Here is a 26,438-nt window from a genome sequence, read left to right as displayed (position 1 = left end):
CTGCGCGGCGCCCGGGGCCCCTCGCGGCGTGGGCCCACCCGCGTATACGGGACCTCGTCCTGATGGGGACAGAAACGAAAAAATCCCCCGGGAATCCGGGGGATTTTGTCGTTTGTGACCCCAGCGGGATTCGAACCCGCGTTACCGCCGTGAGAGGGCGGCGTACTAGGCCGCTATACGATGGGGCCTCACAAGACAACCGTACAAGTATGCCACGCAGAATCCGGAGCGACAAATCAGCGCCCGCCCCGGGAGCGACGCTTGCTCGGGGGCTCAGCAACGCGGTTGACTTCAGGAATGCGCCTCACCAAGAACGAACACGCCGCCCTCCTCCTCGAAGAAGCCGGGCGCTCGCTCGTCATCGACCCGGGGTCGCTCAGCACACCCTTCCCCGACCTCACCGGCGTCGTCGCCGTCGTCCTCACCCACGAACACCCCGACCACTGGACACCCGAACAACTCGACCGCATCCGCAAGTCCTCCCCCGGCGTCCCGATCTACGGACCCGAAGGCGTCGCGAGCGCCGCACCCGACTACGACATCACCGTCATCGGGCCCGGCGACACCGTCGTGATCGAACCCTTCACCCTCCGCTTCTTCGGCGGCGCACACGAGATCATCCACAGCTCCATCCCCCAGATCCAGAACGTCGGCGTGCTCGTCAACGACGTCTTCTACTACCCCGGCGACTCCTACGCCGTCCCCGAAGGCGTCGACGTCAAGGTGCTCGCCGCACCCCTCGGCGCCCCCTGGCTCAAGATCGCCGACGCCATCGACTTCGTCCTGGCCGTGAAGCCCCGCCGCGCCTTCGGCACCCACGACATGACCCTCTCGGTCGTCGGACGCGACATGCACCGCGCCCGCCTGCAGTGGGCCACCGCCCAGGGCGGCGGCGAATTCCTGCTGGTCGAACCCGGCGAATCGATCGACATCTAGGACATCCGGATGCCTCGCCACGCACGCACCCCACGGATCGGCCTCGTCGCGGCCGGACTCGCTGCCGCGGCACTCGCGCTCAGCGCCTGCGGCCCGTCCGAGCCGGATCACGGCGGCGTGCGTGGCGAACCCACCCACACCGGCCAGGCCCTCGTCGTGACCGGCATCGACGAGACACCCGACCCGCTGGGGCCGGCGGTGCGGGCCTGGGCGACCGACGGATACCTCATCGTCACGACGCTCGGCTCGGGCAGCTGCCCGAACATCCCCGAGATCGATGAGATCGCGGACGACACGGTGTCGCTCTCGATCTCGAGCGACACCGAGGGGCCCTGCACGGCAGACCTCGGCCCGACGACCTTCGAGCTCCCGGTCGACCAAGACCTGGCCGGCTACACGGTAGAAGTCCTCCCCCAGGACTGACCCCGACCATCCGCGAGACGTCAGCTCTGTCGCGTTTCGGGCGCGAGAACGAGACACAAGTGGAGTCTCGCGCCCGTGGTGCGCGGGGTGTGGCGAGCCGAGCCGACAGAATGTGGGCATGGAAACGCCCACCGCAGCGCAGACGGCCCGATCACGCGAGCGCGGCGTCGAACGCCTCGTCACCTTCACCGACGCCGTCGTCGCGATCGCGATCACCCTGATCGTCCTGCCGCTCATCGACGCGGCACAGGAGTACCGCACCAAGACCGCGGCCGCGTTCTTCCACGACAACGCCCTCAGCCTGCTCGCCGCGGCGCTGAGCTTCGTGCTCATCGCGTCGTTCTGGAAGATGCACCACCGCGTCTACATCGACGTCATCGCGACCACGCCCTCGCTGATCAACGCGAACCTGCTCTGGGTCGCGGCCATCGCGTTCCTCCCGCTGCCGACCGTCATGGTCGTCGAGACCTCCGACAACACCGCGCTCGGCTCCGGCATCTACATCGCCACGATCCTCGCGACCATCGTCGCCATCCGGCTGCAGAAGGAGATCATCGTGCGCCGGGGACTGCGAGGACCGGATGCTCCGGCCGCGCGCACCTCCTGGACCGACTGGTTGTCCGTTCCGCTCGGGGCGCTCGCGCTGCTCATCGCGATCGTCTTCCCGTCCACGAGCCTGTGGCCCCTGCTGCTGCTCGCCCTCGCGCAACCCCTCAGCGCGCTCGTGCACCGCCGCGATCGCGTCGACGCGCAGGACGCTTAGCGCGGCACTCCCCCACCCCCGCCGCGCGAGACTTCACCTCTGTCACGTTTCAGGTCCGAAAACGTGACACAAGTGAAGTTTCGCGCACCGCGACGGGACGGCGACGCGAACGGATGGCTCCCCTCGAAGAATCTCGAGGGGAGCCATCCGTTCTGCGTGATGTTGGTCAGGCGGCGACGGGAACCGCTCCGGCCGGGGCGACCTCACCCACGGGCTCGCGCTTGCGGACCCACTTCTTCAGGCCGACGACCGCGAACGCGGCGACGATCGTGCCCGCGGCCAGGGCGATCAGGAAGCCCCAGATCGGGTTGATGGCGAAGAAGACGAAGATGCCACCGTGCGGGGCGAGCGAGGAGACCCCGAACGCCATGCTGAGCGCACCCGTGACCGCTCCACCGAGCATCGAGGCGGGGATGACGCGCAGCGGGTCGACCGCGGCGAACGGGATCGCGCCCTCCGAGATGAACGCGGCACCCAGCAGCCAGGCCGCCTTGCCGTTCTCGCGCTCGACCTGCGAGAACGAGCGACGGGCGAGGATGGTCGAGGCCAGCGCCATCGCGAGCGGCGGAACCATGCCGGCGCACATGACGGCACCCATGATGAGGTACGGCGCCGAGTAGATGTCGCTCGTGGATGCGGCGGCCAGCCCCGCGGTCGCGAACGTGTACGCGACCTTGTTGACCGGGCCACCCAGGTCGAAGCACATCATGAGTCCCAGGATGATGCCGAGGCCGATCGCCGAGGCGCCCGTCAGGCTGTTCAGCCAGTCCGACAGCCAAACGACGAGCTGCGCGATCGGGCGACCGAGCAGCAGCACCATGAGGCCCGAGGCGAAGATCGACCCGAACAGCGGGATGATCACGACGGGCATCAGGCCCCGCAGCCAGCGCGGCGCGGGCAGACGACCGATCCACCAGGCGATGAAGCCGGCGAGAGCGCCACCGACCATGCCGCCGATGAAGCCGGCGCCCATGAGCACCGCAACGGCACCGGCGACGAAACCGGGCGCGATACCCGGCCGGTCGGCGATCGCGAAGGCGATGAAGCCCGCGAGCACGGGCACGAGGAAGCCCATCGAGGTCGCACCGATCACGAAGGCGACCGAGCCGAGGTACTGACCCAGGCCTCCCTCGGGCAGGTCGACGATCGAGTTCTCGATGATGACGGTCGACGCGAAGGTCGTCACCTCGTACCCCGCGAGCAAGAAGCCGAGGGCGATCAGCAGACCGCCACCCGCGACGAACGGGATCATGTAGCTGACACCCGTGAGCAGCCAGCGCTTGATGCGCGCACCGACCGACTCGTTCGCGGTGCTGGTGCTCGCCGTGGCGGCCGAGCCGTCGGTGTTCGAAGCGGGCACGCGGTCGGCGGTCGGATCGGATGCCGCGGCCACCGCCTCGGCGACGAGCGCGTCGGCGTGGTCGATGCCGCGCTTGACCGTCGTGCGGATGACCGGCTTGCCCGCGAACCGTTGCGGCTCACGAACGTCGACGTCGACCGCGAAGATCACGGCGTCGGCTCCGGCGATGATCGCGGGGTCGAGGGCCTTGTAGCCGCTCGATCCCTGCGGCTCGACGATCACGTCGACGTCGGCCTTCTTGCCCGCTGCGGCGAGGGCATCGGCGGCCATGTAGGTGTGGGCGATGCCCGTGGCACAGGCCGTGACGGCGACGATGCGCGGGCGGGGGCCGTGTTCGGCGGTCACCGGCGCGACAGTGGCGGGCTCGGCGATCGGGGCGGCGTCTTCGGTGCTGGGAGCGACGGCCGGGGCCGGAGCATCCTCCTCGCCGATCGCGACGCGCACGATCGAGACGACCTCTTCGTCCGTCTTCGCCGCGCGGAGCGCCGATGTGAAGTCGTCCTGCATGAGATTGCGCGCGAGCTTCGACAGCACGGCGAGGTGAGCCTCGGCGGCATCCGCGGGTGCGGCGATCAGGAACACGAGGTCGGCGGGTCCGTCATCGGCGCCGAAGTCGACGCCCGGCGTGAGGCGCGCGAACGCGAGCGACGGGATCGTCACGGCCGCCGTCTTGGCGTGCGGGATGGCGATGCCGCCCGGAAGCCCCGTCTCGTCGGTCTGCTCGCGCGCCCAGGCGGCGTCGAACAGCGCGCTCGCGTCGGTCGCGCGGCCCTGCGCGTTGACACGCTCGGCCAGGGCGCGGATGACCGCGGCCTTGTCGAGCCCGAGATCGACGTCGAGGCTGACGAGCTCGGGCGTGATGGTGGGCGGGCCCGCTTGCGGCGTACCCGCTGCGGACATTCCTGCTTCTGACATTGCGTGACCTCCTATGGCCGGTGTTGCGAAAAGTGCTGAAGTACTGCGGTGAAACTGGTGCGAGACGAGCGGGTCCGAATCGGCCTGCGCGATCAGGACTCGACGCGAACGACGTCGACGAGTCCCGTGGGAAGATCCGCGGGCGTCGGCGCTTGCGATCCCGGCAGGGATGCCGCGGCCGCTCCGTACTGAATCGCCCGACGCAACCTTCCGGCCCCATCGAGGCCCGCCAGGTCGCCGAGCACGTACCCGGCAAGCGAGCTGTCGCCCGCACCGACCGTGCTGACCACCGTGATGGGCGGCGGCGTGCCGGCCCAGGCGCCGTCGGCGTCGACCAGCACGGCGCCATCGCCGCCGAGAGTGACGAGGGCCGAGCCGACCCGTTCCGGGACGAAAGAACTCGCCAGCGCGACGACCCTGTGGATCAGATCGGATGCCCCGGCCGTCGTGTCGAGCTCCACGGCGGCGAGCTCGGCGAGTTCGTCCTCATTCGGCTTGATCAGGTCCGGCCGTCCCCGCTCGACGACAGCACTCAGGGCCGCACCGGACGTGTCGACCGCGACGCGGGGCGCGCCCGCACCCCAGCGCTCGCGAACGGCGTCGATCACGTCGACGTAGAAGTCATCGTCCACACCCGGGGGCAGCGAACCCGCGAGCACGAGCCAGTCGGCCCCCTCGCACGCCTCGACGACGGACCGGATCATCTGCGCCGACTCGGCAGGCGAGAGCACTGCACCCGGCAGGTTGATCTTGGTCGTGACGCCGGCCGGGTCGGTCAGGGTCAGGTTGACCCGCACATGACCGCCGATGGGCACGACAGAAGCCGAGGCCCCGGATGCCGCCAGGATCGCCGCGTACGGATCGTCGGACGCGAGCGGCAGGACCGCGAGCACATCCTGACCCGCCGCCGAGATCGCCCGGGCGACATTGATGCCCTTGCCGCCGGCATCCTCGCGTCCCGGCGCACCGGACTGGACGTCACCCGGTCGCAGCGGGGCGTCGAGCGCTATCGAGCGGTCGAGCGCGGGATGCGCGGTCAGCGTGACGATCACGGCAGCCACACCTCCGCGCCCGCAACCGCGAGGGCATCGGCGAGATCTTCGGGGAGCGGAGCATCCGTCACCACGACGTCGATGTCTTCGAGCCGGGCGAAACGAACGAGGTACTCCTCGCCCGCCTTGCTCGAGTCGGCGAGCACGATGACCCTGCGGGCCGAGGCCACGATCGCCTGCTTGACGGCGGCCTCTTCGGGGTCGGGGGTGCTGAGCCCGAAGGGAGCGGCGATGCCGTTCGTGCCGATGATGGCCACGTCCGGACGCAGGGCCTCGATCGACCGCACCGTCGACGATCCGACCGCCGCAGCCGTGAGGCCCCGGACCCGCCCGCCGATCACCGACAGCGCCAGGTCGCCGCGGGCCCCGAGCTCGGCCGCGATGGGAACGGAGTGGGTGACGATCTCGGCCGTCGCCCCGACCGTCCGCAGGTGGTCACCGAGTGCGCGGGCGAAAGCCGCGGTGGTCGTGCCTGCGTCGACAAACACGGAACCGCGAAAGCCGGTCGGGATCACGGCGAGCGCGCGGGTGGCGATGTCGGTCTTCTCGACGCCGCGCTGCAGGCCGCGTTCGGCGACGGCGGTCTCGACCGTGCTCGTGCGATCCAAGGCCACCGCTCCCCCGTGTACACGGCGCAGGGCTCCGGCGCGTTCGAGGGCATCGAGGTCACGCCGCACCGTCTCGGTGGTGACGTCGAAGGTACGGGCGAGTTCGACGACGGACACGCGTCCCCGGGAGGTGAGTTGGCGCTCGATCGCGATCTGGCGCTCCGTTGCGTACATGCGAGTCGACCCCCGTTGGTTCGGTCACGGCATTTCGAGAAGCTGCGTTCGTGTGAGCTGCGGTCGTCTGCCCGCAACGTTTCCCACACAATACAACTCAAAACAACACAAAACAAGAGGGCGCGAGCCCAGCGACGGCGAAAGACCCCCTCACGCAACGAGAAACCCCGTGTCGAGGGGTATTTCGTCGCGCCGGGGGGGGGTGTGGGGCGTTCGCGAAGCGGGCCCGGATCACGAACCGGGCGTCAACAGCCCGCTCTCGTACGCCGCGATCACGAGCTGTGCCCGGTCGTGGGCGTACAGCTTCGTCATGATGCGGTTGACGTGGGTCTTCGCGGTGTGCGGTGAGATGAACAGGTCCTCGGCGATGTCCTGGTTCGAGCGTCCCCGAGCCACGAGCAGCAGCACCTCGCGTTCGCGCTCGGTCAGATGCTCGAACTCGGGCGGCACGGCACCGGGCTCGCCGGACGCAGACGCGGGCAGGACGTACCGGGTGATCAACGCGCGCGTCGCGGTCGGCGACAGCAGGGCATCCCCGGCGTGCACGGCACGAACGGCCCGCACGATCTCTTCGGGCTCTGCGCCCTTGCCGATGAAGCCGCTCGCCCCGGCCCGCAGCGCCGCGACGAGGTACTCGTCCTCCTCGAACGTGGTCAGAATCAGCACGCGTGTCTCGGCGAGCGCCGGGTCGGCGCAGATCTCGGCCGTCGCCGCGATACCGTCGACCACCGGCATCCGAATGTCCATCAGCACGACGTCCGGGCGCAGCTCACCGGCGATCCGCGTCGCGACGGAGCCATCGGATGCCTCGCCCACGACCGTGATGTCGGGCTCGTTCTCGAGCAGGTCGCGCACGGCGGAGCGGATGAGGGACTGGTCGTCGACGATCAGCACGGACGTCATCGCCCGCCCCGTGCCATCCGGTGTCTCGATCGTCATGTGTGCCCCTCGGTCGTCGCGCGCGGTTCTTCCGTGGAACGCAGGTCGCTCCCCGGGGGCAGGTCGCTCCCCAGGGGCAGGTCGCTCCCCAGGGGCAGCGTCGCCGCGAGCCGGTACCCGCCGGGTGTCGAACCCGCCTGCACCGTGCCCCGCACCGCCGTGACGCGCTCGCGCAGGCCGGTGAGCCCGTGCCCCGCTCGTCGGTCGGCGTCGGCGGTGGGCTCGTCGCCCCGAACCGGGTTCGTCACGACCACCCGCAGCGCGTCGGGCCCCACCTCGAACAGGACGTGCGCGCGATGCAGGGCCCCGTGCTTGTGCGCGTTGGTGAGTCCCTCTTGCACCACGCGATACGCGATCCTCTGGATCGGCATGGGCACGGCGGCCAGATCGCCCTCGCGGCGCACGCCGACCTCGAGACCCGTCTCCTGGAAACGCGCGATCAGGTCGTCCAGCTGCTCGAGCCCCGGCTGCGGGGGACGGACGGATGCCTCGTTCCCATCGCCCTCGACGCTCCGCAGCATCTCGAGCAGATCACCGATCTCGGCCAGGACCGCCCGTGAGGCCCGGCGGATGCTCGCCAGCGCCTCGCGCGTCTTCTCGGGACGCGTCTCGAGCGACGTCGAGGCCACGCCCGCGTTCAGGCTGATGACCGAGATCTGATGCGCGACCGCGTCGTGCAGGTCACGGGCGATGCGCAGCCGCTCTTCCGTGACCTGGCGCAGCGCCTCGGACTCGCGCGTCTGCTCCGCGCGCAGCGCGCGCTCCGTCATCTCGCGGATGTACTCGCGCCGCGACCGGGTCGCGTCCCCCGCCGCCGCGGCGAACCCCAGCACGAAGGCGAACTGGAACGTGCGCGGGTCGAATACGTTGCCGATCGCGGCGAGCATGCTGAGCGAGAGGATGGCCGGAACGGCCACCGCCGTCACGATGAGCGTGCGGCGCCGGGTCGAGCGGGTCGCGACGCCGAACATCGCGATCGCCGCCGCCAACACAACACCGGGCGCGATCGTGCCGAGCAACGCGGCGACGCCGTAGCACGCCAGGCAGGCCGCGAGGATGGACAGCGGCCAGCGACGCCGGAGCGGCAGCAGCACGGCGGGCAGCAGCGCCACGACCAGCACGAGCGGGCTGTCGGCGCGGAACTCGTGCGCCGGGAAGGGCATGAAGGCTCCCGCCACGACGAACAGGGCCGCAATGACGTCGCCGACCCACACGGGCGGGCGGCGACGCGGGATCGCCCACGCCCCGTCATCCCCGATGCGACTCATCAGACCAGTGTGGCGTGCCGGGTCGCCGCGCGCGTCGTACCCACGCGGCACCGCACGTACCGCGAGGGCGCAGGACGCATACCGCGAACGCGGTAGACGGATGCATCCGCCCGGGGGACGCGCCGCCGCCCGGCGACCACGACGCTGGGGATATGACTTCACACACCCGGAAGAACACCCGATGAGCGCCCCGCTGATCTCGGTCACCGACGTCCACAAGTCCTACGGACGCGGCGCCAATCGCTTCGACGCCCTGCGCGGCGTCAGCCTCGACATCCGCGAGGGCGAGAGCGTCGCGATCCTCGGCAAGAGCGGGTCGGGCAAATCGACCCTCATGCACCTGCTCGCGCTTCTCGACCAGCCGACGAGCGGACGCATCGACCTCGAGGGCACCGACACCCGCACTCTGCGGGGCCGGGCCCTCAACCGCACCCGCAACCGCACCTTCGGGTTCGTGTTCCAGCAGTTCTTCCTGACCTCGGGCACGACCGTGCTCGACAACGTCATGCTGCCGATGAAGATCGCCGGGGTCGGCCGCCGCGAACGCAAGCGCCGCGCCATGGCGACCCTCGCCCAGCTCGAACTCGACGACAAGGCCCGCAACAAGGCTCTCGATCTGTCGGGCGGACAGAAACAGCGCACCGTCATCGCCCGTGCCCTGGTCAACGATCCGCGCATCATCTTCGCCGACGAACCGACCGGCAATCTCGACTCGAACACGGGTGCGGTGGTCGAAGACATCCTGTTCGGGCTCAATCGCGAACACGGGATCACCCTGATCGTCGTGACGCACGACGAAGACCTGGCGGCGCGCTGCGACCGGCGCATCCTGATCCGTGACGGCCTGATCGTCGAGAACGAGGAGGTGGCAGCATGAAGACCTCGGACCTGATCGGCACCGCCGTCTCGCAGACCTTCCGCTCCAAGGTTCGGACGACCCTCACGATCCTGGCGATCTTCGTCGGGGCGTTCACCCTCGTGCTCACCAACGGGCTCGGCACGGGCATCAACCGCTACATCGACGACACCGTCAGCTCGATCGGGGCAACCGATGTGATGACCGTCACGCAGCCCTCCGGGGCCGGCGTGGCGGCCGGCGGCGGTCCGATCGAGTACAACCCCGACGCGATCTCGGCGGGCCCGACATCCGCGCCCGGCAGCACCGTCGTCGCCCTCGACCAGACCGATCTCGACGCGCTCGCCGCGATCGACGGCGTGCTGCGCGTCGCGCCGACCATCTCGGTGAACGCCGACTACATCCAGTACGGCGACGGCACCCCGTACGTCACCGGCGTCGGCCGGCTCGTCGCGGGTCAGACCATCCAGCTCGCGGCGGGAGCCGAACCCGACGATGCCTCGAGCGCCCCCGAGGTCACGATCCCCGTGTCGCTCGTCGAACCACTCGGTTTCGACGACGCCGCGTCGGCGATCGGCCAGACCGTCACGTTCGGGATCACGGATGCGGAACGCCAGTCGCACACCGTCGAGGCCACCGTCACGGGCGTGTCCGAGCAGACCTTCTCGGGTCCGACGACCACCGTCACCCCGAACCAGGCGCTCACGGATGCGCTGGTCGCCTTCCAGAACATCGGGGTTCCGGCCGCGGACCAGGAACGTTACGCCCAGGCCAGCATCTGGTTCGATCCGGATGCCTCGACGGCCGAGATCGACGCCCTCAAGGATCGGCTCGAGGCCGAGGGGTACACGGGCACCACGGTCGCTGATCAGCTCGGCACCTTCACCGCGATCATCGATGGCATCGTGCTGGTGCTGAACGCGTTCGCCATCATCGCGCTGCTCGCGGCGAGCTTCGGCATCGTCAATACGCTGTACATGTCGGTGCAGGAGCGCACCCGCGAGATCGGCCTGATGAAGGCCATGGGCATGGGGTCGGGGCGGGTTTTCGCGCTCTTCAGCCTCGAGGCGGTGTTCATCGGGTTCCTCGGCAGCGCGATCGGCGCCGGCATCGGGATCCTCGCGGGCACGGCGCTCAGTTCAGCACTGGCGGACACGCTGCTCGCCGACCTGCCGGGTCTCACGCTGCTGGCGTTCGACCCCGTGTCGATCGCGACGGTCATCCTGATCGTGATGGGCATCGCTTTCCTCGCCGGAACCCTGCCCGCGGCCCGGGCCGCGGGCGCCGACCCGGTCGAGTCGCTCCGGTACGAGTAAGCCCGGCGCGGGGCATCCGGTCCCGGGCATCGGGTCCCGTCCGGTACCGCCCGTCCCGGACAGCGAAACACCCCTCGTGCATCGAAACCGATGTCGAGGGGTGTTTCGTCGCGCGAGGGGTGTTCGGCGCCGAAGAACGGATGCGGGGGGCTCAGGCCTCGCTCATCACGACCTTCTCGGCCTGACCCTTCGCGGCATAGAAAGCGGCGCGCGCGGCGAGACGGCGGGTCTGCTCGGCCTGGCCCGCGTCGAGCTCGTCCTGCGGAACCTCGAAGTTCGGCACGTGCGGCTTGCCGTTGTACTTCTCGATGTACGCGTCGAGCTCGGGGCCCGACGTCCACGACGTGATCAGGCAGTAGCGCGGCTCGGTGCCCGGGTGGGTCGCGGCGTGCCACAGGCGCTGCGTGTCGACGATCAGCTGGGCGCCGGCTGGCAGGGCGATGCGCACCTCACCCTCGGGGTCGGTGCGGTTGTCGCGCAGCACGAAGTAGCTCGTCTTGTCGTCGGTGAGGTTGAAGAATCCGCGGACGACCCAGCCCGTGCCGTCCGGATTCAGGCGGTTGTTGTCGTCCTGGTGCAGGTTGTAGAGGCAGTCGGCGTAGGTGTTCGGCTGCAGCTCGATCACGCGGCAACGACCGACGTTCGCACCCGGCTCCTGCGCGCGACGCGTGAGGATCGGGGCCTTCTCGGTCTGTGAGTCGATCCAGACGCCGTCCTTGTCGGTGCGCGGCGGCTTGTGGTTCCAGAAGCCGTTGCACTCGATGTCGCCGAATGCACTCGCGAGCGGCGCGAAGCGCGTGTCGCCCGAGGACTTCCAGTCGTTGTACTCGATGTCGAGCCATTCCTTGGGGTCGAGCTCCTGGTTGTAGGAGTCGAGCACCACATAGCCGGTCTCTTCGAGCGCTGCGGATTTGATGTAACCCATAAGGTGACATGCCTTTCGTCAGAGGGCCAGCACGTTTTAACAGGCCCAACTTAGGCAAGCCTACCTCCGGCCCCTGAACGCCCCCGGAGCCCCGGCCGTGAATAACGGAGCGGGTGGAACGGATGCCTAGACTGGACCGCGCGGGTGGTTCGCCCCCGCGGTTCCGAGGCATCAGGGGGCGAAGCAGAACACATGGGCAGTGCCACCAACGTCGACGCGATCGCGGTCAACACGGTCGCCTGGCTGTCGGCGCCCGACACCACGATCGTCGTCCCCGTCTACCAGCGCCAGTACCGCTGGGACATCGGCGGCTGCGAGCAGCTCCTCGGCGACATCCGTGCGGTCGCAGACCTCGACGATCGCAGCATGCACTTCATCGGCTCGATCCTCTCGACCGTGAGCGCCGACCCGGGCGCCGACGAGAACGCGGAACCGGATGCATCCGCCCCCGCGGGTGAGCTTGTGCTGATCGACGGGCAGCAGCGCATCACGACGCTCATGCTGCTGGTCGCGGCCCTGCACCACACCGTCCGCGACGTCGACCCCGAGCTCGCGGCCGAACTCGAGCGCGTGCTCGTGCGGGCCGACGACCCCGAGCGCACCAAACTGCGGCCGCACCGGGCCTGGGCCCGCGTGTTCGAGAGCGTCGTGCTCGACCGCCGCGGACCCGAGCACGCCTACCGCGAGTCGCGCTTCGACGACAACTACGCCTTCTTCCGCAGCCAGGTCCGTCTCGACGAGGTGCCCCGCATCTGGCGCGGCCTGCAGAAGCTCGAGCACGTGTCGATCACGCTGGGCGCGGGCGCGAATGCGCAGCAGATCTTCGAGAGCCTGAACTCCACGGGCGAGCCCCTGCGCGACCACGAGCTGATCCACAACTACGTCCTCATGGGCCTGTCGCACGCCGAGCAGAGCGAGATCGAGGACGCCTACTGGGTGCCGATCGAGCGCAACACGGGCGAGGCGATCGCGAGCTTCTGGCGCCATTTCCTGGTCATGACCACGGGCCGCGAGGTCGCCGTCGCGGGCGAGCGCAGCGTGTACGACGCCTTCCGGCAGCGCTTCCCGCGCCTCGACCTCGCGACGCTCCGCGCGGATGCCTCGGAGTGGCGCGACTACTCCGACATCTACCGCATCCTGCTCGACCCGACGCAGGAACCGGATCCCGAAATCGCCCGTCAACTGGGATATATCAACACGTTCGGACGCGGCATGTACCCGCTCGTCATGCGCGCGTACCGCGACTACGCGCAGGGCGCGACCGACCGTGTCGAGCTGATCGCGACGCTCGAGAACATCCAGTCGCTGCTGCTGCGCCGCACGATCTCGGGCCTGTCGAACGATCGCCTGGTCGCCCGACTCTGCCGTGCCCGTGAGGACGGAGCGGATGCCCTGGTCCGGGCGATCGCGCGGATCATGCCCTCGAACGAGCGCGTCCGCGTCGAGCTCAAGTACGGCGCACTCCCCCACGCGGCATACGTTCTGGGTCGCCTCGCGGGCGTCGCGCCAGTGGGGGGCGCGGGCCTCGAGGGCTTCGACGTCGAGCACGTCTTCCCGCTCGCACCCGCCGACACCTGGACGGGCGACGGCGAGCGGGCGTGGGCCGACTACAGCGAGGACGAGCAGAACAGCCACCGTGCGCTCGCGCCGACACTCGGCAACCTGACACTGATCGAGACGCCGCTCGCCGAGCGCGGGTTCGACGCATCCTTCCCCGAAAAGCGCGACACGATCTACCCGCAGAGCCGCCTCGCCCTCACGACCGCCCTCGCGGACGCGCCGGCATGGGGCACGGCCGCGATCACCGCACGCACGGCCGCGCTCACCGAGGCGTTCGTGGAGATCTGGGCGCGCCCCCAGGTGATCGCGATCGACGACGACGGGCTCACGCCGATCCTCGACGCGGTGCGCCGCCGAGGCTGGCCGCGCGGGTGGGAGCGCGAGTTCGAGTACGTCGAGTACCGTGGCGAGCACTGGGAGGTCTACGACATCAAGTACCTCTTCAACCGCATCTTCAAACGCCTGTGGGCCGACGGGCGCGAGCACGTCGTCGCCTTCAGCACGCGGCGCGGCGGGCCGATCTATCCCGAGCAGGCGTGGAACGGCCACTGGGACGCGCTCGACGAGTCGAACTTCCTCTACATGGGGTGGGACTCGAGGTACATGCTCACCGCCGTGCAGGGTGTGCTCGACGAGGCCGGCATCGCGTCCGAGGTGTTCGTGAAGTACTCCTATACCGGCGCCGCGATGTAATCGGGGTCAACCCCGACTGCAACGCCGCAGATCCGGTTTCCGCTTCGCGCCGAACCGACGCAACACGCCGTCGCGCCGCCGGGCGACACGGCATGTTGCGTCCTTTCGCGCGTCAGCGCCCGGAACCCGACCTCATTCGTCGAGCTCGCCGCCATCTGCGGGTGAGGGGTGGCCCTCCGCGGGCAGCGGTTCCGATGCCTGCGAGCCCTCCGGCTGGTCGGGGTCGGCGCCCTCGGCCTGGCTCGGCTTGCCGGTGGGTCCGTCGATCTTGTTGTTTTCGGTGCTCATGCATCGAGCATCGTCCTCACGTCGGGCGAAGCGTATGGGGTTGACATCGCTCATCCCGCAGCGTCGCGGAGTGCTCGATCCAGGGCGTCGATTGTCCACGACCACGAGGCATCCGTCGACTCGTCACGTCCGCTGTAGGCGCCGGAGCGATCCAGCGCGAGGTATCCGTTGATCGTCGCGCCGACGAAACGCGTGGCGTGCACGAGCGCGGACTCGGGCAGGTCGTAGCCGCGCAGAACCGCGAGCATGAGCGACGCCACGCGGGCCGCTTCGGTCGAGCGGACGGTCTCGGGACCGGCTGGCCGCTGCAGCGCCGCCCAGACGCCGGGTCGCTCGGCCGCAAGGTCTCGGTGGGCATCGGCCAGCGCGACGAGCGCGTCACGTCCCGCGCGGCCGGCGATCGCCGCACCGACGCGGTCCGCGAGTTCGGCGAGAGCGAGGCGATGGATGCCGTCCAGCAGCGCTGCCCGATCGCGGACGTGCGAATACAGGCTCGCCGGCTGAACGTCGAGGGCTCGCGCGACGGCGGAGACCGACACGGCGTCGAAGCCCTCGCGATCCGCGATCCCGGCCGCGGCCGACACCACGTCAGCGGCGGTGAGATGTGCTCGAGGCATTCGCTCTCCTCCCGGTCTCTGACGCTCCTATAACCCGTTACTTCCAGCCTACAGGGTGTAGGTTAACGTTCCGTGATTCAGACGACCCTCTCCCCCGACCTCTTCCGTGGCACCGCCGACCTCGAGCAGACCGCGCACGGGGTCACCCCTCACCGTCTGCCCGCGGAGGTGCGCGAGCGGTTCGCGGACGGTCAGCTGATGTCGATGGAGGCGCAACCCTCCGGAACGCGGATCGTCTTCCGCACAGCCGCCGCGACTCTCGAGCTCGTCACGCACCCGACCCGCGTCGTGTATCTCGGCGCCGACCGTCCGCGTGGGAGGATCGACGTGTTCATCGAGGGATCGCGCGTCGTCAGCGACGAGCTCACGGGCGGCGACGCGATCGACGTCGACCTGCGGACGGGATCGATGACCCCGCACGCCGGTCCGCCGCACACGACGACGGTGACCCTGCCTGGCATCGACTGTCGCGTGGAGATCTGGCTGCCGCACAACGAGTCGATCGAACTCGTATCCCTCCGATCCGACGCGCCGATCCGGCCCGACCCAGAGCGAGGCCGTGTGTGGCTGCATCACGGCAGCTCGATCAGTCAGGGCTCGAACGCCACGGCGCCGAGCGAGATCTGGCCCGCCATCGCTGCCCGTCGCGCGGGCGTCAATCTCCACAACCTCGGCTTCGGCGGGAGCGCACTCGTCGATCCTTTCCTGGCCCGGGTCATGCGCGACACCCCCGCCGACATCGTCAGCGTCAAGCTCGGCATCAACGTCGTGAACCTCGACGCGATGCACCTGCGGGTCTTCGTGCCGGCGGTCCACGGGTTTCTCGACACGATCCGCGACGGCCACCCGGACGCGCCCCTGCTGCTGATCTCGCCGCTCTTCGCCGGCATCCACGAAGACACCCCGGGGCCCGGCGCGATCGACCCGGCATCCCTCGGCACGGGTCAGGTGCGCTTCGTCGCGACCGGCACCCCGGGCGACACGGCGCAGGGGCGTCTGACGCTGCGGGTCATCCGCGAGGCGCTCCGCGATGTCATTCAGAGGCGAGCGGATGACCCGAACCTGCATTTCGTCGAGGGCACCGACCTGTATGGCGAAGAGGATGCGGCGGCGATGCCGTTGCTCGATGGCCTGCATCCCTCCCCTCAGGCGCACCGCGTGATCGGCGAGCGCTTCACGGAGCGGGTGTTCGCGCCGGGCGGCCCCTTCGGGTGACCCGCACGACCCCGCGAACGGTCGCGACACGCCGTGGCCACGGGGGCCGAGCGGCGTGTCGCGTCCGTTCGCGCGGGGTGAGCGTGCGTGAGCGGGCTCGGTGACCGACCGTGCCGTCATGTGGCAGACTGGCTGCCGCGCTCCTGCGGCACTCCGGCCGCGTGTGAGAGGGAGCGAATCGAAGGATGGGTCATGACGGGTAACGGTTCCGGCGTACATCGCTGACCGACCCGCGCACTCCCCTGCGGCTCCGTGTCAGCGCCCCCTGACACATACCGGAGACCCGCATGCCCGCTTTTCGTCCTTCCGTCGTGCTTCACGACCTCACCTTCGCCTGGCCGGATGGCTCCCCCGCCATCGACCACGTCTCGGGCGCCTTCGACCGCCGCCGCACGGGCCTCGTCGGCCTGAACGGCGTCGGCAAGTCGACACTCCTCCGCATCATCGCGGGCGACATCGTGCCCACAGGCGGCGGTGTCACCGCCAACGGAGTCGTCGCCTACCTGCCCCAGAACCTGGCGCTGATCCCGCACGGCACGATCGCCGACCTGCTGGGCGTGCGCGGCACCCTCGACGCCATCCGCGCGATCGAGGGCGGCACGATCGAGCAGCACCTGTTCGATCGGGTCGATGACGATTGGGATGTCGAGGCTCGGTCGGTCGCCGCCCTCGCCGCCGCCGGGATCGATGTCGAAGACCTCGACCGACCCGCCGACACCCTCTCGGGCGGCGAGACGATGCTGACCGCGCTCGTCGGCGTCTCGCTGCGCCGCGCCGATATCGCCCTGCTCGACGAGCCGACCAACAACCTCGACACCGACGCCCGCGAACGGGCGTACGAGCTGGTCGCCGGATGGCGCGGCACCCTCATCGTCGTGAGCCACGACGTCGCCCTGCTCGAGCTGATGGACAGCACGGCCGAACTGCGCGCGGGTTCGCTGTCGGTCTACGGCGGGCCGTACAGCGCCTATCGGCAGCACGTCGCGGCCGAGCAGGAGGCGGCCCAGCGCGCCCTGCGATCGGCCGAGCAGACGCTCAAGACCGAGAAGCGCCAGCGCGTGCAGGCAGAAGAGAAGATCGCGCACAGCGAGCGTCAGGGTCGCAAAGACACCGCGAACCGCAAGTACGTCAAGGCCGTCGTCAACGACCGCCGCAACTCCGCGGAGAAGTCCCAGGGCAACCGCCGCGGCATCCTCGACGACAAGGTCCAGAATGCGCGCGCGGCCGTCGATGCGGCGGAGTCACGCGTGCGCGAGGACGATCGCATCTCGATCCAGCTCCCCGATCCCGGTGTACCGCGGACGCGGCGCATCGCCCGCCTGGTCGGCGGCGACGGACGCGAGGTGCTCGTGCAGGGCCCGGAGCGCATCGCCCTGACGGGCCCGAACGGCGTCGGCAAGACCACGCTCCTGCAGGGCCTGCTGCGCGGAACGGATGCTTCGGACCATCCGTCCGGAGACGCCCCCGCCGACGTCGCCCGGGCGCGCGCCGAGGCGCTGGTCGAGCGTGTCGGGTACCTCTCGCAACGACTCGACGGGTTGGACGATGCCCGGAGCGCGCTCGAGAACGTGCAGGCCGCCGCCCCCGGAGTACCGGCCGCCGAGCTGCGCAACCAGCTCGCCCGGCTGCTGCTGCGGGGCACCGCGGCCGACCGTCCGGTCGGTTCGCTCTCGGGTGGTGAGAGGTTCCGCGCGGCGCTCGCGACGCTGCTGCTGGCCGCCCCTCCCGCCCAACTGCTGGTGCTCGACGAGCCGACCAACAACCTCGACATCCCGAGCGTCGCTCAGCTCACCGAGGCGCTGGCCGCCTACCGCGGCGCGCTGATCGTCGTCAGCCACGACCGCGCGTTCCTCGACGGGCTCGACCTGACGGCCGAGCTGCGGCTAGACGGCGACGGAGTCCTCACCCACATGCGTTAGCGAGACCGACAGGTCGCGGGTCGCCGACTACGACAGCGCGAGCACCCCCAGCAGGACGAACCACGCGAGAAAGCCGAGGTAGATGATCCGTTCCGTCAGGCCGAAGAGCCCCAGTCGTTCCCGGCGGGCGGTGATCAGCACGCCGATCGCGCCGACCGCCATGACGACACCGCACGCGGTCGACCAGGCCGACGCATCCGGAAATCCTGCATCGTGCAGTGCTCCGGCACCCGTGAACGCGGCGGCCGTCACCGAGGCGAAAGCAGCCGTGGCCAGAAGGTTGTGGGTCCGGCCGGTGCCCGTGCGGCCCGAGCCGGGGGCATCCATCGGAAAGAAGCCGATCGCCGCGCGCGCGACGGCGAACACCGCCAGCAGCACGATCGTCACCGTCGAGATGACGCCGCCGGTCGGAGCGAAGAACAGCACCCCACCGATCCCCGCCACTGCGGCGCCGCCCGCCGCCGACCAGTACCACCCGCGGTAGGAGGTGATGCCGTACTGGCTCACGGGGTCGCGCACCGGGTTCAGGCCGGTCGGCAGCAGGTGCACGACGATCAGGCTGAGAAGGGCGATCGCCACGCCTGCGAGCAGCAGTACCGCAGCCAGACCCGTCACGCGGGAGCGCCCTCGTACCCCGACGGGGGTACGACCGGGTTGTGCTTCGGTTGCCAGGTCGAGCTGTCCCAGGCCAGGATGCCGTACCAGACGGGCGTGAGGAAGATGGCGAGCAGGTAGAACACCCCCGGCTTGCCGAGGGCGGTCTGAATGTTGATCCCCGCGATGATCAAGAACACGAGGTACACGATCGTCCCGACGACGGGGATGAGTCCGACGAGCACCCACCACCCCTTCTGACCGCCCAGCTGGAGCAGCCGCCAGACATTGAAGAGCGGCACCCAGGCGGGCCACGCCTTCAGCCCGGCCTTCCGGAAGATGAACATCAGCGTGAGCGCGTGGTAGACGTACACGAGCACGGCGACGAAGAAGCTCAGCAGGCCGAATCCCGGATCCATCTCAGTTGCGTAATACATCGATTCCCTCGGAGCAATGGAGCGAAGCATCCGTGAGGTTCCCGTGTTCGCACGATCGGTACGGGGCTACGAATGCCTCAGGGCGCATGACCCCGAGAATGCACACTCTATTGAGCGACCGCGTCCCACCGCCAGGTTTCGCATCAGAGGACTTCGCGGATGGATCGACGGCGTCGCAACTCGGAAGGAATCAGCTGACGTGCCCGTGATGGACCGGATGCCGGCGCTCGAGGGCCGCGCCCTCCACATCGACGTTCGGCACGATGCGATCGAGCCAGCGCGGCAGCCACCAGGCCGCCTGACCGAGCAGGTGCATGAGCGCGGGCATCAGCAGCATCCGCACGACGAACGCGTCGAAGAGCACGCCGAGGGCGAGCCCCAGTCCCATCGACTTGATGATGACCGACTCGGACGTGATGAAGCCCGAGAACACCGCGACCATGATGAGCGCCGCGGCGATCACGACCGAGCGACCGGCGCGGAAGCCCTGCGCGACCGCGAGCCGAGCCGGCGCCCCGTGCGCCCACGCCTCACGCATTCCGGATGCGAGGAAGAGCTGGTAGTCCATCGCGAGACCGAAGAGGATGCCGACGAGGATCACCGGCAGGAAGCTCAGGATGGGCCCCGGGTTGTGCACGCCGAAGAGTTCGCCGAACCATCCCCACTGGAAGACCGCCGTCACCGCGCCATAGGTGGCGAAGAGCGAGAGCACGAATCCGGCGGTCGCGATCAGCGGCACGAGGAGCGATCGGAACACCATCACCATGATCAGGAACGACAGGCCGACGACGACGAGCAGGTAGAGCGGAAGGACATCCGCCAGCCCCTCCGAGATATCGATGTTGATCGCGGCCTGCCCGGCGACGCCGAGCGTGATGTCGCCGTCGATCGGGGGCACATCGCGCAGGTCGCGCACGAGCGTCTCGGTCGAGGTGCTGCTCGGCCCCTCGGCGGGGATCACCTGGAACGCGGTGAGCCGATTGTCGTCCGAGAGCGCGACGGGCGCGACCGCGACGACATCCTCCTGAGCCATGAGTTCGCGCGCGACGCTCAGCTGCGCGTCGAGAGCTGCGTCGTCGTCGAGTCCGGCCGGCAGCGACGCCGTCACGAGCAGCGGCCCGTTCGCGCCCGCGCCGAACGACTCCTCCGTCAGAGTGAACGCCCGATAGGCGGACGAATCCGCGGCCTCAGACCCGCCGTCGGGCAGGCCGAGCCGCATCGACAGCGCGGGGATCGCCACGACGAGCAGCGCAACGGTGGCGACGACGACCGTGAGGACGGCACGCAGGGTCGACATGGGACGTACGGACCGGGATGCCCGAGCCACGGCATCCGGATCCGCCGCACGCGCCCGTGCCACAGCGCGCTTGCTCAGGATGCGGTACTTCGCGAGCCCGAGCAGGGCGGGGGTGAGCGACACGGCGATCAGCACCGCGACCGCGACGCTCACCGCGCCGGCCGTTCCCATGACACCGAGGAACGGCACACCCGTGATGTTGAGCGCCAGCAGCGCGACGATGACCGTCGCACCCGCGAACACGACCGCGTTGCCCGCGGTGCCGTTTGCCAGTCCGATCGACTCGTGGACGTCGGCGCCCTCGAGCAGCTGCCGCCGGTGCCGGTAGATGATGAAGAGCGAGTAGTCGATGCCGACCGCGAGCCCGAGCATCACGCCGAGAATCGGGGTCACGGATGCCATCTGCACAAGACCCGAGAACGACAGCGTCGCCATGGCCCCGATCGCCACTCCGACCAGGGCGGTGACGATCGGGAAGGACGCGGCGAGGATCGAGCCCAGCACCACGACGAGGACGATGGCCGCGATGGCCACACCGACCACCTCGCCGACACCCAGGATCTCGGGGACGCCCTGCGAGATGTCGGTCGAGAACGCCACCTCGACGCCCTCGATCGGCTCGGACTCGAAGTGCTCGATCACGGCGTCCTTCGACTCCTGTGCGAGCTCGAGGCGCGGTTCGGAGAACTGCACATTGACGATCGCGGTGGCGCCGTCTTCCGAGACGACGCGGATGCCGTCCGCGAACGAGAGCAGTTCGGCGCCCCGCTCGAGCTCGGCCTCGTTCTCATCGATCGTGGCGAGGCCGTCCGTCAGCTGCTGGCGCTGGTCGTCGATGACCGCCTGCTGGGCATCCAGTTGCGCCTGCTGGGCATCGAGCGCCGTCGTCGGCAATCCCCGCGCCTCGAGCTGGGAGCGCGCCGCGTCGAGCTGTGCTTGACCGGCGTCCAGCTGCGCCTGACCGGCGTCGAGCTGTACCTCGCCCGCTTCCGCCTGAGGCCGCGCATCCGCGAGCTGCGTCCGCCCGTCCTCGACCTGCTGGCGCTGGTCGGTGAGCTGCTGATCGGTCGCGAAGGGATCGATCACGTCGGAGACATCGGGCAGGTCGCGGCCCGACTCCACAAGCTCCGCGATCTCGGCGCGCTGCTCGTCGGTGAATGCGCCGTCGTCCTCGGTGTGGAACACCACGATGCCCGAGGCGCCGCTGAAGTCGGGCAGCTGCTCCTCGAGCTCGGCGATGACGTCGCCCGACGCCGTTCCCGGGATGTCGAAGCTGGAGCTCAGTCCCGCGAACCCGACGAGGAAGCCGCCGACGGCGATGCCGAGGATGACGAACCAGCTGACGATGACGGTCCAGGCCCGTCGAGCGGCAAACGATCCCAGACGGTGCAACAGTTCGGCCACGACTCTCCCTCAGATTCGCGGAGGCGTGCCCCATCGATGAGGCCCGCTCCGCATCGATCGGCACCGATAAGATAACACGGACCGTCTCGTCTAACCTGAGGATCGATCATGACGCTTCCCCGGAGCGGCCCCGTCCGCAGCGAAGCCGCGCGCCTCGCGATCCTCAACGCCGCCGCGGGCCTCCTGGCCGAGCGCGGCTACGACCACCTGACCATGGAGGGCATCGCCGCCCGGGCCGGAGTCGGCAAACAGACGATCTACCGCTGGTGGCCCTCGAAGGGCGCGGTCGTCGCGGAGTGCCTCCTCGAGGGCAAGCTGCTCGACGGGCGGCTGCTGCTCCCCGACACCGGCGACATCCGTCGCGATCTCACCGCCTGGCTCGGCGAGGTCTTCGCGCTCCTCGAGTCGGCCCAGGGCGAGACGATCCTGCGCTCTCTGATCGCGGCAGCCGCTGAGCATGCCGAGATCGGGCGCCGGCTGCGCGACAGCCTCTCGGGGTCCGAGTCCGTGTCGGGCCGGCTGTCGCGCGCCATCGGAACCGCGCCGAACCTGCCCGAGGGCGCGCCCGTCGAACAGCTCGCGGAGGCTCTGATCGGAGCCGTACTGCTGCGGGCGCTGAGCCGCGCCCCGATCGAGCCGGGCGACGCCGAGCGCCTGCTCGACGCCGTGCTCGGCGCGGCGCCGACCCGCAGCTGAGCCCTGGGCGGTCCGTTTCCCGCACCCGTGTCCCACGCCCACGCCCGCGAACGGACGCGACACGCCGTCGGCAGTGGAGCCACACGGCGTGTCGCGTCCGTTCGCAGGGCAGTCAGGGGCGGCAACAAAAAAGACCCCCGAAAATCGAGAGCCTTGCTTGCTGGGGTACCTGGACTCGAACCAAGAACAACGGAACCAGAAACCGCCGTGTTGCCAATTACACCATACCCCACCGGTCACGATCGAAACCGTGCCGACGATCCAGTCTAGACGACCGCGAGGGCCCTTCCAAACCGCCCCGCCTATGCGCGGTGCTCGACCAGCGCGCCCAGGCGACGAATCGACTCCGCCTTGCCGAGCATCTCCATCGATTCGAACAGCGGCGGCGACACGCGGCGGCCCGTCAGAGCCACGCGCGGCGGTCCGAAGGCGACGCGGGGCTTGAGCCCCAGCCCCTCGACGAGGGCCGAATTCATGGCCTCCTGGATGGCCGCGGCGCGGAACTCCGACTCGGGCACGAGCTCGAGCGCACCGACCGAGGCGACCAGCACCTCGTTCGCGTTCTCGGGCAACCCCGCAAGGGCGTCGTCGTCGTACGTCACCTCGTCGACGAACAGGAACCCGAGCATCCCGGGCACGTCGCCGAGCAGCGGAATGCGCTCCTGCACGAGAGGAGCGGATGCCTCGATCAGTTCGGCCTCCCGCGCTGTGGGGGGCATCGAGATCAGACCCGCCGACGCCAGGTACGGCAGGATGCGCTCCGCGAAATCGGCGGGTTCGAGCATCCGGATGTGGTCACCGTTGATCGACTCGGCCTTCTTCTGATCGAACCGGGCCGGGTTGGGGTTGACGTTGACGATGTCGAAAGCCGCGACGAACTCGTCGAGAGAGAAGACATCGCGGTCGTGCGACAGCGACCAGCCGAGCAGGGCCAGGTAGTTCAGGAGCCCCTCGGGGATGAACCCCTTCTCGCGCTGCAGGAACAGGTCGGCGCGCGGGTCGCGCTTCGAGAGCTTCTTGTTGCCGTCGCCGAGCACGAGCGGCATGTGTCCGAAGCGCGGGATGAACGTCGTCACGCCCGCGTCGATCAGGGCGCGGTAGAGCGAGAGCTGGCGCGCGGTCGAGGGCATGAGGTCTTCGCCGCGCAGCACGTGGGTGATGCCCATGAGCGCATCGTCGACCGGGTTGACGAACGTGTAGAGCGGGATGCCTCCGGCCCGGACGATCACGAAGTCCGGGAACGATCCGGCCGGGAAGGTCACCTCGCCGCGGATCAGGTCCTCGTATGTGACGTCCTCGTCCGGCACGCGCAGGCGCCAAGCGGGCTCGCGGCCCTCGGCACGGAACGCGGCCTTCTGCTCGTCGGTCAGGTTCCGGTCGTAGTTGTCGTAGCCGAGCTGCTTGGCGCGACCGTTGGCCTCGTTGCGGGCATCGATCTCTTCGGCGTTCGAGTAGCTCTCGTACACGGCGCCGGCCGCGATGAGCTTGTCGAGCACCTCGCGGTAGATCTCGTGCCGCTGCGACTGCCGGTACGGAGCATGCGGTCCCCCGACCTCGACACCCTCGTCCCAGTCGATCTTCAGCCACCGCAGCGCGTCGAGCAGCTGTGCGTAGCTCTCCTCGCTGTCGCGCGCGGCATCCGTGTCTTCGATGCGGAACACCATCGTGCCGCCGTGGTGACGCGCGTACCCCCAGTTGAACAGGGCGGTGCGGACCAGACCGACGTGCGGAAGGCCCGTCGGCGAGGGGCAGAAGCGCACGCGCACGTCCGCTCCGGTCGCGGTCGTGGTGGGATATGGGGCAGATGCGGGGGCGTCAGACATGGCGACCCCAGCCTACTCGCGGCGGGGGCCCGGATCCGGCGCGAGTGGCGGGCCGGGCTCCCCCGCCGGCCCCGGGCCGGACTCCCCCGCCGGCCCGGCCCAGCCCCGGCGCCCGGGCCTCAGACCCCTCCGCGTGCACAACGTCGGGGATCTGCGCGCGCAGCGCGCCCGGCCCCGAGCAGAACCGGGCCCACCCGCCGCGCGCCGAGCAGATAAGCGACGTCGTGCACGCGGCCCGCCGCGCACCCGCGACGACCGGATGCCGCGAAGGACCACCCGCACGAGCACGCGAACCGCCGCTCACACGAGCAGAGCAGATCGGATGCCCAGGCTCAGGTCGCGCGCCGCGACTCCCGCCACACCACCCCGAGTCCGGCGACGACGGCCACGACCGCGACGATCGCCACGAGCGCGAGCCCGCTGTAGCCGACCCAGCCCAGCACGACGCCCGCGCCGACCGCGCCCGCGGCACCGACGAGGTTCATCGCCAAGTCGCTCCGACCCTGCCTGCGGGTGCGCAGCGGCTCCGCGGTCGCCTCGGTCAGCAGCGCCGACCCCGCGACGGTCGCGGCGCTCCAGCCGAGCCCGAGCAGGATCAGCGAAACGGTCACCGCCGCCGACACTTCCGACCACAGCCACGCCGTGAGCAGCGATGCCAGCAGCAGAGCCTGCCCGACCGCGATCGTCTGCAGTCGGCCGAGCCGGTCGGCCAACAGGCCGAACACGGGGCTGAGCGCGTACATGCCGGCGATGTGCAGGCTGATCGTCAGCCCGATCACGGTCAGCGTCGCGCCATGGTGGAGCAGATGCACGGGCGTCATCGCCATGACCGCGACCATCACGCCGTGACTCGCGGCGACGGCGAAGATCGCGAAGCGCGCAACGCGGGGACGATCCGGATGCATCACGGCCCGGGTCCGCGCATCCTTCGACACCGCGTCGCGCAGCCGCGCCGCGAGCAGCAACGGGTCGGGCCGCAGCGCGAGCAGATACAGCGCGATCGCGAGCAGCTGCGCCCCGATCGTGAAGACGTACGGGCCGGTGAGCGTCGGCATCCCGAGGGCCGCGCCGATCGCCTCCCCGGGGCCGACGAGGTTCGGACCGAGCACCGCGCCGATCGTCGTCGCCCAGACGACGAGTGACAGGTCCCGACCGCGCGTCGCGTCCGTCGCCAGGTCCGCTGCGGCGAACCGCGACTGCAGGTTGGCGGCGGTGCCCGACCCGATCAGCACGAATCCCACGAGCAGCAGCGGAAACAGCCGGAGCGATGCCGCCGCGATGACGACCGCGACGCCCGCGAGCGCGATCAGCATGCCCGACGACAGCGCGATGCGGCGGCCCCGACGCCGCGCGAGTGCCGCGAGGGGCACCGCGAGGGCGGCCGAGCCGAGCGTCAGCGACGCGGTTGCGAGGCCGGACAGCGCATCGTCGCCCGAGATGTCCGCCGCGAGCAGCGCGCCGAGCGAGATCGTTGCGCCGAGCGCCAGTCCCCCGAGAACCTGACCCGACGCGAGCACGAGGACCGTGCGGCGTTGGACGGCACCGATATCGGTGGGGAGCGTGGCGCCCGCCTCGGATGTCACGGCGACCTACGCGTCGCGAACGGGGTTGCGCAGCACGCCGAGGCCCGCGATCTCGACCTCGACGACATCACCGGCGACGACCGGGCCGATGCCGGCCGGCGTGCCCGTCAGGATCACGTCGCCCGGCAGCAGCGTGAACACGGCCGAGGCGTAGGCGATGATGTCGGGGACCGAGTGGATCATGTCGGTCAGTGGCGCGCTCTGCTTGACCTCGCCGTTCACACGCGTCTGGATCGTCGCCTCGGCTGGATCGAAGTCGGTCTCGATCGCGGGCCCGAGCGGGCAGAACGTGTCGAACCCCTTCGCGCGCGTCCACTGCCCGTCGCTCTTCTGCAGGTCGCGGGCGGTCACGTCGTTGCCGAGCGTGTAGCCGAAGACGTAGTCGAGAGCGGATGCCGCGGGCACATTCTTGGCGATGCGCCCGATCACGACCGCCAGCTCACCCTCGAAGTCCGTGCGCGAAGACTGGGGCGGCCGCACGATCGCGTCGCCGGGCCCGATCACGGAGGTGTTCGGCTTGAGGAACAGCAGGGGCTCCGCGGGAGCCTCCCCACCCATCTCGGCGGCATGGTCGTGGTAGTTCTTGCCGACGCACACGACCTTCGAGCGGGGGATCACGGGCGCGAGCAGCGATACCTCGCCGAGCGGCACGCGCTCGCCCGTCGTACCGAATCCGGCGAACATCGGGTCACCCTCGAGCACGACCAGTTCGGCCTCGTCGACGATGCCGTAGCGGATGGACTCTTCGTGGCTGAACCGTACGATCTTCACCCGATC

The 26,438-nt window shown here is 69.8% G+C and carries 23 protein-coding genes and 2 tRNA genes; 9 read left to right on the top strand and 16 right to left on the bottom strand.

Annotated features, from left to right (window positions below; genetic code table 11):
- Positions 1 to 115: 115 nt before the first annotated feature.
- Positions 116 to 188, bottom strand: a tRNA-Glu gene (locus tag CGU35_RS05190).
- 109 nt (positions 189 to 297) lie between these two features.
- Between CGU35_RS05190 and CGU35_RS05185 the strand changes: the two genes are divergently transcribed.
- From CGU35_RS05185 to CGU35_RS05175, 3 genes are all read left to right on the top strand, one after another.
- A complete protein-coding gene (locus CGU35_RS05185) occupies positions 298 to 936 on the top strand; it encodes an MBL fold metallo-hydrolase (protein ID WP_100810546.1) in 639 nt (212 codons plus the stop codon).
- Positions 937 to 945: 9 nt separating this feature from the next.
- Complete coding sequence (locus tag CGU35_RS05180; protein ID WP_100810545.1) at positions 946 to 1,359, top strand: hypothetical protein; 414 nt, start codon at positions 946 to 948, stop codon at positions 1,357 to 1,359.
- A 118-nt stretch (positions 1,360 to 1,477) separates the two neighbouring features.
- A complete protein-coding gene (locus CGU35_RS05175) occupies positions 1,478 to 2,122 on the top strand; it encodes a TMEM175 family protein (RefSeq protein ID WP_100810544.1) in 645 nt (214 codons plus the stop codon).
- Between the two features lie 166 nt (positions 2,123 to 2,288).
- Here CGU35_RS05175 and CGU35_RS05170 read toward each other — a convergent pair whose 3' ends face one another.
- From CGU35_RS05170 to CGU35_RS05150, 5 genes are all read right to left on the bottom strand, one after another.
- Positions 2,289 to 4,397, bottom strand: a complete 2,109-nt coding sequence (locus CGU35_RS05170; protein ID WP_232711157.1) for a PTS fructose transporter subunit IIABC — start codon at positions 4,395 to 4,397, stop codon at positions 2,289 to 2,291.
- Positions 4,398 to 4,489: 92 nt separating this feature from the next.
- A complete protein-coding gene (locus CGU35_RS05165; RefSeq protein WP_100811293.1) occupies positions 4,490 to 5,449 on the bottom strand; it encodes a 1-phosphofructokinase family hexose kinase in 960 nt (319 codons plus the stop codon).
- Positions 5,446 to 6,231, bottom strand: coding sequence for a DeoR/GlpR family DNA-binding transcription regulator (locus CGU35_RS05160; protein ID WP_100810542.1), 786 nt, complete (start codon positions 6,229 to 6,231; stop codon positions 5,446 to 5,448). The genes CGU35_RS05165 and CGU35_RS05160 overlap by 4 nt, the downstream gene beginning before the upstream one ends.
- A gap of 231 nt (positions 6,232 to 6,462) precedes the next feature.
- Positions 6,463 to 7,134 (bottom strand): response regulator, encoded by a 672-nt coding sequence (locus CGU35_RS05155; RefSeq protein ID WP_100811292.1) that lies wholly within the window; start codon positions 7,132 to 7,134, stop codon positions 6,463 to 6,465.
- Between the two features lie 32 nt (positions 7,135 to 7,166).
- Positions 7,167 to 8,438, bottom strand: coding sequence for a histidine kinase (locus CGU35_RS05150; protein ID WP_100810541.1), 1,272 nt, complete (start codon positions 8,436 to 8,438; stop codon positions 7,167 to 7,169).
- 181 nt (positions 8,439 to 8,619) lie between these two features.
- Between CGU35_RS05150 and CGU35_RS05145 the strand changes: the two genes are divergently transcribed.
- Together CGU35_RS05145 and CGU35_RS05140 are read left to right on the top strand one after the other, a co-directional pair.
- A complete protein-coding gene (locus tag CGU35_RS05145) occupies positions 8,620 to 9,315 on the top strand; it encodes an ABC transporter ATP-binding protein (protein ID WP_100810540.1) in 696 nt (231 codons plus the stop codon).
- Positions 9,312 to 10,610: an ABC transporter permease gene (locus tag CGU35_RS05140; RefSeq protein WP_100810539.1), complete on the top strand. Its 1,299-nt coding sequence runs from the start codon at positions 9,312 to 9,314 to the stop codon at positions 10,608 to 10,610. Before CGU35_RS05145 ends, CGU35_RS05140 begins: the two co-directional genes overlap by 4 nt.
- Before the next feature lie 151 nt (positions 10,611 to 10,761).
- Here CGU35_RS05140 and CGU35_RS05135 read toward each other — a convergent pair whose 3' ends face one another.
- Complete coding sequence (locus CGU35_RS05135; protein ID WP_100810538.1) at positions 10,762 to 11,535, bottom strand: hypothetical protein; 774 nt, start codon at positions 11,533 to 11,535, stop codon at positions 10,762 to 10,764.
- 192 nt (positions 11,536 to 11,727) lie between these two features.
- Between CGU35_RS05135 and CGU35_RS05130 the strand changes: the two genes are divergently transcribed.
- Positions 11,728 to 13,788 carry a DUF262 domain-containing protein gene (locus CGU35_RS05130; RefSeq protein WP_100810537.1) on the top strand — a complete coding sequence of 687 codons (2,061 nt, stop codon included), beginning with the start codon at positions 11,728 to 11,730 and terminating at the stop codon, positions 13,786 to 13,788.
- A 132-nt stretch (positions 13,789 to 13,920) separates the two neighbouring features.
- Here the strand turns inward: CGU35_RS05130 and CGU35_RS05125 are convergent, their stop codons facing one another.
- Positions 13,921 to 14,076, bottom strand: coding sequence for a hypothetical protein (locus tag CGU35_RS05125; RefSeq protein WP_157813897.1), 156 nt, complete (start codon positions 14,074 to 14,076; stop codon positions 13,921 to 13,923).
- Between the two features lie 50 nt (positions 14,077 to 14,126).
- Positions 14,127 to 14,693 (bottom strand): TetR/AcrR family transcriptional regulator, encoded by a 567-nt coding sequence (locus CGU35_RS05120; protein ID WP_100810535.1) that lies wholly within the window; start codon positions 14,691 to 14,693, stop codon positions 14,127 to 14,129.
- A gap of 72 nt (positions 14,694 to 14,765) precedes the next feature.
- Between CGU35_RS05120 and CGU35_RS05115 the strand changes: the two genes are divergently transcribed.
- A complete protein-coding gene (locus tag CGU35_RS05115) occupies positions 14,766 to 15,908 on the top strand; it encodes a GDSL-type esterase/lipase family protein (protein ID WP_100810534.1) in 1,143 nt (380 codons plus the stop codon).
- 287 nt (positions 15,909 to 16,195) lie between these two features.
- Positions 16,196 to 17,827: an ABC-F family ATP-binding cassette domain-containing protein gene (locus CGU35_RS05110; protein WP_100810533.1), complete on the top strand. Its 1,632-nt coding sequence runs from the start codon at positions 16,196 to 16,198 to the stop codon at positions 17,825 to 17,827.
- A gap of 27 nt (positions 17,828 to 17,854) precedes the next feature.
- Here CGU35_RS05110 and CGU35_RS18100 read toward each other — a convergent pair whose 3' ends face one another.
- The 3 genes from CGU35_RS18100 to CGU35_RS05100 all read right to left on the bottom strand — a co-directional run bounded on the left by CGU35_RS18100 (position 17,855) and on the right by CGU35_RS05100 (position 21,559).
- Positions 17,855 to 18,442, bottom strand: a complete 588-nt coding sequence (locus tag CGU35_RS18100) for a DUF998 domain-containing protein (RefSeq protein WP_157813896.1) — start codon at positions 18,440 to 18,442, stop codon at positions 17,855 to 17,857.
- Positions 18,439 to 18,840 carry a DUF5684 domain-containing protein gene (locus tag CGU35_RS18095; protein WP_157813895.1) on the bottom strand — a complete coding sequence of 134 codons (402 nt, stop codon included), beginning with the start codon at positions 18,838 to 18,840 and terminating at the stop codon, positions 18,439 to 18,441. Before CGU35_RS18095 ends, CGU35_RS18100 begins: the two co-directional genes overlap by 4 nt.
- Positions 18,841 to 19,048: 208 nt before the next feature.
- Positions 19,049 to 21,559, bottom strand: a complete 2,511-nt coding sequence (locus CGU35_RS05100; protein ID WP_100810531.1) for an MMPL family transporter — start codon at positions 21,557 to 21,559, stop codon at positions 19,049 to 19,051.
- Positions 21,560 to 21,667: 108 nt separating this feature from the next.
- Between CGU35_RS05100 and CGU35_RS05095 the strand changes: the two genes are divergently transcribed.
- Positions 21,668 to 22,255, top strand: coding sequence for a TetR/AcrR family transcriptional regulator (locus tag CGU35_RS05095; RefSeq protein WP_100810530.1), 588 nt, complete (start codon positions 21,668 to 21,670; stop codon positions 22,253 to 22,255).
- A 160-nt stretch (positions 22,256 to 22,415) separates the two neighbouring features.
- Here the strand turns inward: CGU35_RS05095 and CGU35_RS05090 are convergent.
- The 4 genes from CGU35_RS05090 to CGU35_RS05075 form a co-directional block, all read right to left on the bottom strand.
- Positions 22,416 to 22,487: transfer RNA gene (locus CGU35_RS05090), tRNA-Gln, on the bottom strand.
- A gap of 70 nt (positions 22,488 to 22,557) precedes the next feature.
- On the bottom strand, positions 22,558 to 24,078 hold the full coding sequence (gene gltX, locus CGU35_RS05085; protein ID WP_100810529.1) for a glutamate--tRNA ligase: 1,521 nt from the start codon (positions 24,076 to 24,078) through the stop codon (positions 22,558 to 22,560).
- 332 nt (positions 24,079 to 24,410) lie between these two features.
- Positions 24,411 to 25,661: an MFS transporter gene (locus CGU35_RS05080; protein WP_100810528.1), complete on the bottom strand. Its 1,251-nt coding sequence runs from the start codon at positions 25,659 to 25,661 to the stop codon at positions 24,411 to 24,413.
- A gap of 6 nt (positions 25,662 to 25,667) precedes the next feature.
- A complete protein-coding gene (locus CGU35_RS05075) occupies positions 25,668 to 26,432 on the bottom strand; it encodes a fumarylacetoacetate hydrolase family protein (RefSeq protein ID WP_100810527.1) in 765 nt (254 codons plus the stop codon).
- Between the last annotated feature and the right edge of the window lie 6 nt (positions 26,433 to 26,438).

The sequence above is a fragment of the Microbacterium sp. BR1 genome (genome assembly GCF_002812725.1).
In the GTDB taxonomy this organism is placed as follows: Bacteria; Actinomycetota; Actinomycetes; order Actinomycetales; family Microbacteriaceae; genus Microbacterium.
Note: the sequence above shows the minus strand (reverse complement) of the source record. Positions and strands in the feature narration are given on the sequence as shown.

What these genes read in the sequence shown, in the direction of transcription:
- CGU35_RS05185 (WP_100810546.1), top strand. Translation starts at nt 298, where the DNA reads ATGCGCCTCACCAAGAACGAACACGCCGCCCTCCTCCTCGAAGAAGCC.
- CGU35_RS05180 (WP_100810545.1), top strand. Translation starts at nt 946, where the DNA reads ATGCCTCGCCACGCACGCACCCCACGGATCGGCCTCGTCGCGGCCGGA.
- CGU35_RS05175 (WP_100810544.1), top strand. Translation starts at nt 1,478, where the DNA reads ATGGAAACGCCCACCGCAGCGCAGACGGCCCGATCACGCGAGCGCGGC.
- CGU35_RS05170 (WP_232711157.1), bottom strand. Translation starts at nt 4,397, where the DNA reads ATGTCAGAAGCAGGAATGTCCGCAGCGGGTACGCCGCAAGCGGGCCCG.
- CGU35_RS05160 (WP_100810542.1), bottom strand. Translation starts at nt 6,231, where the DNA reads ATGTACGCAACGGAGCGCCAGATCGCGATCGAGCGCCAACTCACCTCC.
- CGU35_RS05155 (WP_100811292.1), bottom strand. Translation starts at nt 7,134, where the DNA reads ATGACGTCCGTGCTGATCGTCGACGACCAGTCCCTCATCCGCTCCGCC.
- CGU35_RS05150 (WP_100810541.1), bottom strand. Translation starts at nt 8,438, where the DNA reads ATGAGTCGCATCGGGGATGACGGGGCGTGGGCGATCCCGCGTCGCCGC.
- CGU35_RS05145 (WP_100810540.1), top strand. Translation starts at nt 8,620, where the DNA reads ATGAGCGCCCCGCTGATCTCGGTCACCGACGTCCACAAGTCCTACGGA.
- CGU35_RS05140 (WP_100810539.1), top strand. Translation starts at nt 9,312, where the DNA reads ATGAAGACCTCGGACCTGATCGGCACCGCCGTCTCGCAGACCTTCCGC.
- CGU35_RS05135 (WP_100810538.1), bottom strand. Translation starts at nt 11,535, where the DNA reads ATGGGTTACATCAAATCCGCAGCGCTCGAAGAGACCGGCTATGTGGTG.
- CGU35_RS05130 (WP_100810537.1), top strand. Translation starts at nt 11,728, where the DNA reads ATGGGCAGTGCCACCAACGTCGACGCGATCGCGGTCAACACGGTCGCC.
- CGU35_RS05125 (WP_157813897.1), bottom strand. Translation starts at nt 14,076, where the DNA reads ATGAGCACCGAAAACAACAAGATCGACGGACCCACCGGCAAGCCGAGC.
- CGU35_RS05120 (WP_100810535.1), bottom strand. Translation starts at nt 14,693, where the DNA reads ATGCCTCGAGCACATCTCACCGCCGCTGACGTGGTGTCGGCCGCGGCC.
- CGU35_RS05110 (WP_100810533.1), top strand. Translation starts at nt 16,196, where the DNA reads ATGCCCGCTTTTCGTCCTTCCGTCGTGCTTCACGACCTCACCTTCGCC.
- CGU35_RS18095 (WP_157813895.1), bottom strand. Translation starts at nt 18,840, where the DNA reads ATGGATCCGGGATTCGGCCTGCTGAGCTTCTTCGTCGCCGTGCTCGTG.
- CGU35_RS05095 (WP_100810530.1), top strand. Translation starts at nt 21,668, where the DNA reads ATGACGCTTCCCCGGAGCGGCCCCGTCCGCAGCGAAGCCGCGCGCCTC.
- gltX (WP_100810529.1), bottom strand. Translation starts at nt 24,078, where the DNA reads ATGTCTGACGCCCCCGCATCTGCCCCATATCCCACCACGACCGCGACC.